The organism is Spirulina sp. CCY15215 (genome assembly GCF_016888125.1).
Classification (GTDB): Bacteria; Cyanobacteriota; Cyanobacteriia; order Cyanobacteriales; family Spirulinaceae; genus CCY15215.
The window spans coordinates 20,046-27,825 of record NZ_JACSWA010000600.1; the positions used below are offsets into that span (position 1 = coordinate 20,046).

General features: G+C 45.3%; 6 protein-coding genes. All 6 read left to right on the plus strand.

All coding sequences use genetic code 11. The features are described from left to right. Positions 1-128: 128 nt before the first annotated feature. The gene (gene mrdA / locus JUI58_RS23325; RefSeq protein ID WP_204106248.1) at positions 129-1,940 is read left to right on the plus strand and encodes a penicillin-binding protein 2; all 1,812 of its coding nucleotides are present in this window, start codon (positions 129-131) and stop codon (positions 1,938-1,940) included. 63 nt (positions 1,941-2,003) lie between these two features. Continuing rightward, entirely contained in the window at positions 2,004-2,753 is a 750-nt protein-coding gene (locus tag JUI58_RS23330; RefSeq protein ID WP_204106249.1) for an ABC transporter permease, read from the plus strand. Further along, positions 2,750-3,682 (plus strand): homogentisate phytyltransferase, encoded by a 933-nt coding sequence (locus JUI58_RS23335; protein WP_204106250.1) that lies wholly within the window; start codon positions 2,750-2,752, stop codon positions 3,680-3,682. The genes JUI58_RS23330 and JUI58_RS23335 overlap by 4 nt, the downstream gene beginning before the upstream one ends. 69 nt (positions 3,683-3,751) lie before the next feature. After that, a complete protein-coding gene (locus JUI58_RS23340) occupies positions 3,752-4,288 on the plus strand; it encodes a lysozyme inhibitor LprI family protein (protein WP_204106251.1) in 537 nt (178 codons plus the stop codon). A 16-nt stretch (positions 4,289-4,304) separates the two neighbouring features. Next, on the plus strand, positions 4,305-5,831 hold the full coding sequence (cobA, locus tag JUI58_RS23345; protein WP_204106252.1) for a uroporphyrinogen-III C-methyltransferase: 1,527 nt from the start codon (positions 4,305-4,307) through the stop codon (positions 5,829-5,831). 434 nt (positions 5,832-6,265) lie between these two features. Continuing rightward, positions 6,266-7,780 (plus strand): tetratricopeptide repeat protein (locus tag JUI58_RS23350; RefSeq protein ID WP_348539961.1); only part of this gene is annotated, 1,515 nt, incomplete at its 3' end.

A 7,780-nucleotide genomic window follows, 5' to 3' on the forward strand; every position in this document is an offset into this window, starting at 1 on the left:
CAAAGTACAATTGTCATTAAACTTTCCTCGGGTAAACCCCGAAACCCAAAAATCCAAGAGTGTAGTGGCAACAAACAACCACCTCTCGCGGGGCATTGTTCAATGGATTTATACAAAAGCGATAACCCATGATGCGAGTCGGCCATCCCACAACAACGACCCTAAAGCCATCTTCCCAAGTCGGGCGCAAACAAACCCCGAGAACCGTTGGCGGACAATACCAATCTGTAATTGTCATGCTGATTATCAGCCTGTTTTTGCTTGGGGGTATTGGTTCCCGTCTTGCCTTTTTGCAACTGGTGGAAGGCAAGGAGAACAGCGAATTAGCAGAAAATAATCGTATTCGCATTGTGCCTCGGCAACCTGTGCGCGGCACCATTTTCGATCGCAAAGGGCGAATTCTGGCCAGCAGTCGCTTATCTCATTCCGCCTATGTCTGGCCTCTTGCCCAGAAATACGAAACCTGGGAGACGAGTGTTATGCGATTGTCACAAATTCTTGACATTCCCCCTGAAGAAATTCGGAAACCAGTGGAAGCAGCCGGTTATAACTCCCCCACTCGCGTTCGTATCGCTCGGGGTTTAAACGCCAAACAAATTACAGCGATTGAAGAATATGGTTTTGAACTTAAAGGGGTAGATGTCGATATTGAACACGTCCGGGATTACCCGAACAAGGCAAATGGTTCTCACATTTTAGGGTACACAGGAGAACTCAATGCGGAAGAACTTGATGTACGGCGCAAAGACGGCTATCGCCTCGGGGATATTGTCGGCAAAATGGGGGTAGAAGAAGGCTTTGAAGAGATGCTGCGAGGGGAATGGGGCGGGCAGCAGGTCGTGGTAGATGGCGAAGGAAAAGTCGTCGAAATTAAGGGTGAAAAACAAGCTAAAGCGGGCAAAGATGTTACCCTGACCCTCGATCTCAATTTACAGAAAGTGGCCGAAAGTACTTTGGGTCGTCGCAAGGGGGCAGTTGTGGCGATCGATCCCAATAATGGCGCAGTGTTGGCGATGGCCAGTTATCCCGCCTTCGATCCCAATATTTTTTCCAAACGGATTTCACCAGAAAAATGGAAAGAATTACAAGGACAGGGTAATCCTTTTGTGAACCGTGCCTTGCGAGGTTTTCCTCCCGCTTCAACCTTTAAAGTTGTTACCGCCGCCGCCGGGATGGAGTCGGGAAAATATCCTCCTGATACTGTTTTGCCCACATTTGCCTATTTACGAGTAGGAGGTACTGCCTTTGGAGAATGGAACCGTGCCGGTTTTGGTCCGATGGGTTATGTGGGGGCGATGGCATGGAGTAGCAACACTTTTCACGGACAAATCGGGCGCGGAGTAGGAGGAGAAGTATTGATCGATTGGGCGCGTCGTTTTGGCTTCGGCAGGAAAACTGGGATTGAAATTGCCTCGGAAGCACCGGGTTTGATTGCTGACGATAAATGGAAACGAGAGCGGATGAACTGGGAATGGACGGCGGGAGATACGGTGAATATGTCCATCGGTCAGGGTTTCACCCTCGCAACTCCTCTGCAAGTCGCGGTGATGTTTGCGGTACCGGCTAATGGTGGCGATCTTGTTAAACCCCATTTACTCAAAAACCAAGAAGAACAGAAAAATTGGCGCGAACCTCTTAATTTAAAACAGTCTACTATCTCTACTCTTCGTAGTGGCTTACGCGCTGTGGCTACAGCAGGAACCGGTACTGCTGTTAATCGCCCTGGAGTTCCCTCGCCAGCCGGGAAAAGCGGGACGGCGGAAGCCCCTCCAGGTCAGGCTCATGCTTGGTTTGGTGCTTTTGCTCCTTTTGACAATCCTGAAATTGTCGTGGTGGCTTTTGCGGAACACTCTGGCGGTGGTGGGGGTAAGGTGGCGGCTCCAATGGTGGCGCAAGTTCTTGATGCTTACTTCTCTTTGAAAAGAGACGGAAAATGGTAGGTAGTTTAGTTGATAGTTGATAGTTGATAGTTGATAGCGGACTATTGACTATTAATAATTAGGATGGCTTTTTTCTCTGGGTTGATATTTTTGTATATGTATTTGCCGATTTTTGTGCTGATGTTTTACAGCTTTAATGAGTCGGAATACAGTGCAGAATGGACGGGATTTTCTTGGGCATGGTATGTTAAGTTATTTGCCGATGGGCGCATTATCCAAGCATTAATGAATAGTCTGGCTGTGGCTACGATCGCCACTGCGATCGCGGCTATTTTAGGGACAATGATGGCGGTAGGTTTGGCCAAATATCGCTTTCCAGGGCAGACTTTATATCGTGGGGTTTCTTATTTACCTTTAATTGTTCCCGATATTGCGATCGCCATCTCAACGCTTATTTTTCTGGCGGTTTTAGGCATTCAATTAAGTTTTTGGACAATTGTTGCTGCTCATGTTGTTTTCTGTTTAGCTTATATTGCGATCGTTGTTTCTTCCCGTTTTACCCAGATCGATCGCCATCTTGAGGAAGCTGCATTAGACCTTGGTGCAACCCCTCTACAAGCCTTTCTACAAGTCTTATTACCAGAATTAAGACCTGCAATTATTGCGGGATGTTTGTTGGCTTTTGTCTTGAGTTTTGATGATTTTCTCATTTCTAGTTTTACGGCTGGAGTGCGATCGACTACACTACCTATAGAGATTTTCAGCCGCATTCGACTCGGAGTTAAACCTGATATTAATGCTTTGGGTGTTCTGTTAATTCTCTTTTCTGGTTGTATTGCTTATATTGCAGAATCAATAATTAATAAACAATGATTAATGAACAATTATCAATCAAAAAAACACAAACCCTCAAGAATTTTTGGCAGTTTTCTCGACCTCATACGATTATTGGCACAAGTTTAAGTGTATTAGCTCTCTATTCTATTGCTGTTGCGATCGCCAGAGATGTTTGGAGTATAACAAGTTTATTGGATTTGGCGATCGCCTGGGTTTCTTGTCTGTGTGGCAATATTTATATTGTAGGATTAAATCAACTTGAAGATATTGCGATCGATCGCATTAATAAGCCTCATTTGCCTTTAGCTTCGGGAGAATTTTCTCGCAATCAAGGACAATGGATTGTTGTTATTACAGGCATTTTGGCATTACTTTTGGCGACTTTTGGAGGGCATTGGCTTCTGGCAACGGTGGGGATTAGTTTAGCAATTGGTACGGCTTATTCTCTGCCTCCTATCCGTTTAAAACGTTTTCCTCTTTTAGCTGCATTTTGTATTTTTACCGTTCGCGGTGTTATTGTTAATTTGGGTTTATTTTTGCACTTTAATCATACCTTGGGAAGGTTAGATATTATTCCAGCTTCAATTATTATTTTAACCTTATTTATTTTAGTGTTTACCATCGCGATCGCAATTTTTAAAGATGTTCCCGATATGGAGGGCGATCGAGAATATGAAATTGTTACTTTTACCCTCATAGTCGGGAAAACCGCCATTTTTCAAATTTCTCGCGGCATTATCACCCTCTGCTATTTGGGTACAATAGGGGCAGTAATTATCGGTTTAGCGGGGGTTAATGCTTGGATATTAGGGACGGGTCATTGTATTCTGTTAGGACTGCTGTGGTGGCGCAGTCGTAGCGTCGATCTGGAGGATCGCAATGCGATCGCCAGCTTTTATCAGTTCATCTGGAAACTTTTTTTCCTTGAATACTTCTTATTTCCTATCGCCTCTTGGTTGGCATAGAATTAAGTTAGAAATGATTTGCGAACAATTTGTGTTAAACTCGTTATTTAATCAGAACAAGAACCAAAAATGAAGATAACAAAAAACGTTTTTATTTTTACAGCAACTTTGATTCTCGTTGTTTTTTCAGGTTGTTCGACTCCCGAACAAACTCGCGCAACCAGTCCAGATAGTATCAATGGTCGCATGAGTAGCGCGATCGCAACAGAACAATTTTCGCCGATCGCTTCTTCTCCCATTACTACCTTAAATCATACTACTCCTAAAATTGCTCAAAATCCTCTTAAGGAAGATGAAAAGCTCAATTGTGAAGAACCACAAACACAACTTGAGATGAATCTTTGTGCGACAAAAGAAGCAGGAGAAGCCGATGCAAAACTCAATAGAGTTTATGGACAATTGAGGGATAAGGTTAAAGATACTGCCCAAGAAACGCGCTTAATCGCAGCACAAACTGCATGGATTTCTTTCAGAGAGGCAGATTGCGAATACTCTCAACGGCGCTATGATGGTGGAAGCATTATGCCAGCAATTTATGCGTTGTGCGTGATAGATTTAACTGAAAAACGAACTCAAACTTTAGAGGACTATTTAGAAGAAGGATAAATATGAATAATGAATGATGAATGATCAAAATACTTGTCAGGGAAAAGTTTATTTGTTAGGTGCAGGAGTTGGCAATTTAGACTCTCTGACCCTTAAGGGCGATCGCCTTCTTCAAGCTGCGGAAGTTTTGATTTATGATGCTTTGATTAGTGATGAATTGTTAACTCGAGTTCCTGTAAATTGCCTAAAACTCGAGGTTGGTAAACGAGGAGGAAAAGCCAGTACACCGCAAACTGAAATTAATCGTTTACTCGTTACTTATTGCAGTCAAGGTAAACAAGTTGTACGTCTTAAAAGTGGCGATCCCTTTATTTTTGGAAGGGTGCGAGAAGAGGTAGAAGCCTTGCAAAAAGCAGGGTGTAATTTTGAAATTATTGCGGGTATTTCTTCTGCATTAGCGGCTCCTTTACTGGCAGGAATTCCCCTCACAGATAAGTATTTAAGCCGTTGTTTTACTGTCCTAAGCGCACATCAGCCAGAAAATCTGGATTGGGAAGCCTTGGCAAAAATTGATACATTGGTTATCTTAATGGGAGGAAGAAATTTAGGAAAAATTGTTGCATATTTATTGCAAAATGGGCGATCGCCATCTCACCCCATTGCTATTATTCGTAATGCAGGCAGTTCTCAGCAACAAATTTGGCGAGGAAATTTAGCTAATATTCAAGAACAAACCCAAGCAATTTCCCTCTCTCCTTGTATCATGGTAATTGGTGCCGTTGTCAACCTTCAAGAAATGTTTCAATCTTCTCACGCTTTACCCCTTGACAAAAAAACAATATTAGTCACTCGTGCAGCAGAACAGTCGAGTTACTTTGCGGGTTTATTATTGGAACATGGTGGGATGGTTTTGGAAATGCCTGCACTAGAAATTACTCCCCCTTCCAGTTGGCAAGAATTAGATAGCGCGATCGCCTCTCTCGATACATTTCACTGGCTCATTCTCACCTCGAGTAATGCTGTCCATTACTTCTGCAAACGTCTCGAAACATTAGGGAAGGATTTACGCAGTTTAGGGGGGATTAAAATTGCTGTAGTGGGTAAAAAAACTGCAAAAACCCTGAGAGAATATCATTTAATTCCCGATTTTATTCCCCCTAATTTTGTCGCTGACTCTCTAGCAGAAAATTTCCCCGATCGCCTCCCAGGATTAAAAATTCTCTTTCCTCGGGTAGAAACAGGAGGAAGGGAAATTTTAGTACAAGAATTGAATGTAAAAGGCGCAAATGTTGTCGAAGTTCCTGCTTATCAATCCGGTTGTCCCGATCGCATCGATCCTTATGTTTTAAAAGCCTTACAAAGTCGTTCTGTACAGATTATAACCTTTGCCAGTGCCAAAACAGTGCAGAATTGCGATCGTCTTTTTAAACAGTCCTTACATTCTCAAGAATTAGAAGAAATTCTCGCTTCTTGTTGTCTTGCTTCCATCGGACCGCAAACCTCAAAAACCTGTCTCGATTTATTTGGCCGCGTGGACGTAGAAGCTAAAGAATATACATTAGAAGGATTGACAAAGGCGATCGTAGAGTATTTTTCTGCCTAAAATGTCAGAAATGAGAGTAAATTTTTAATTAAAGTCACCCGAGTTGCTAGTGGTCTGTCAAGGATTTTTTGGCGGGTAAGGGCGATCGCCATAACCCTAATCCATTTCAATGGATTTTTTGTATGAGACAGCGCTTGGGGGATGCTGAGGTTTCCTCAGCATATCCAACCAAGTAAGAAGGGATTTTCAATCCCTGGCGGATCGGGCTATACTCGTCATTTTAAGTATGACAGACCACTAGCAGCGTAGTCCTATCTCTCTATTGTTAATACTCTAAACTCTTGTCAAAAAGCGAAATTTTGCGATACATTGATCCCATCCGGGAATATCTGAGAGAGATTAAGTTGAGGGAAGGCGCGATGAAAAAGAGAACAAAAATCTGGGGCTGCATCCTGGCAGGGGTGGCAAGTGCGGCAATACTACCCGTCTCTGGGATGGCACAGGGAAAACCTGTTGAAACCCACATCGCCCAACAGTCGCCGGACTTAGATGAGGCAAACCGGGTTCTTCAAGAGGCGGTTCAATTGCGTCAGCAAGGCACATTAGAAACCTTCCAACAAGCCATTACTCTATTTGAACGCGCTGTAACTCTCTTTCGCCAAGCAGGAGAACAACGCCTAGAAGCCTCCTCTCTTGTCAATATTGGCTTTATCTACAACTCCCTAGGAGAAAAGCAGAAAGCCCTTGAATACTACGAACGCGCTTTGCCTCTCGACCAAGTAGTGGGCGATCGCGGCGGAGAAGGCACCACCCTCAACAACATTGGCAGAGTCTACGACTCCCTAGGAGAAAAGCAGAAAGCGTTGGAATACTACGAACGCGCTTTGCCTCTCTACCAAGCCGTAGGCGATCGCGGGGGGGAAGCCACAACCCTCAACAATATTGGCGCTGTCTACGACGACCTAGGAGAAAAGCAGAAAGCCCTTGAATACTACGAACGCGCCTTGCCTCTCCGTCAAGCGGTGGGCGATCGCGGGGGAGAAGCTGCCACCCTCAACAATATTGGCTTAGTCTACGACGACCTAGGAGAAAAGCAGAAAGCCTTGGAATACTTAGAACGTGCTTTGCCCCTCATCCAAGCGGCGGGCGATCGCGGGGGGGAAGCTGCCACCCTCAACAATATTGGCGCTGTCCACAACTCCCTAGGAGAAAGGCAGAAAGCCCTTGAATACTACGATCGCGCTTTGCCTCTCCTCCAAGCTGTGGGCGATCGCAGGGGGGAAGCCACCACTCTCAACAATATTGGCTTAGTCTACGATTCCCTAGGAGAAAAGCAGAAAGCCTTGGAATACTACGAACGCGCTTTGCCCCTTCGACAAGCAGTGGGCGATCGCGGCGGAGAAGCCGCAACCCTCAACAATATTGGCTTAGTCTACGATTCCCTAGGAGAAAAGCAGAAAGCTCTTGAATACTTAGAACGCGCCTTGCCTCTCTATCAAGCGGTGGGCGATCGCGGGGGAGAAGGCACGACTCTCAACAATATTGGCTTAGTCTACAACGACCTAGGAGAAAAGCAGAAAGCCTTGGAATACTACGCTCGCGCTTTGCCCCTCAGCCAAGCTGTGGGCGATCGCGGGGGGGAATCTGCCACCCTCAGCAATATTGGCTTAGTCTACAACTCCCTAGGAGAAAAGCAGAAAGCTCTTGAATACTACGAACGCGCTTTGCCCCTCAGCCAAGCAGTGGGCGATCGCGGGGGGGAAGCCCAAATCCTCAACAATATTGGCGCTGTCTACGACTCCCTAGGAGAAAAGCAGAAAGCCTTGGAATACTACGCTCGCGCCTTGCCCCTCAGCCAAGCCGTGGGCGATCGCGGCGGAGAAGCTCGCACATTATGGAATATTGCCTCTCTCCAACGTTCCCAAGGCAACCTCGAAAACGCCCTCACCGAGATGGAAAAATCCATCGCCATCCTCGAAGACCTCCGCACCAAAGCCCCCACCACCGAA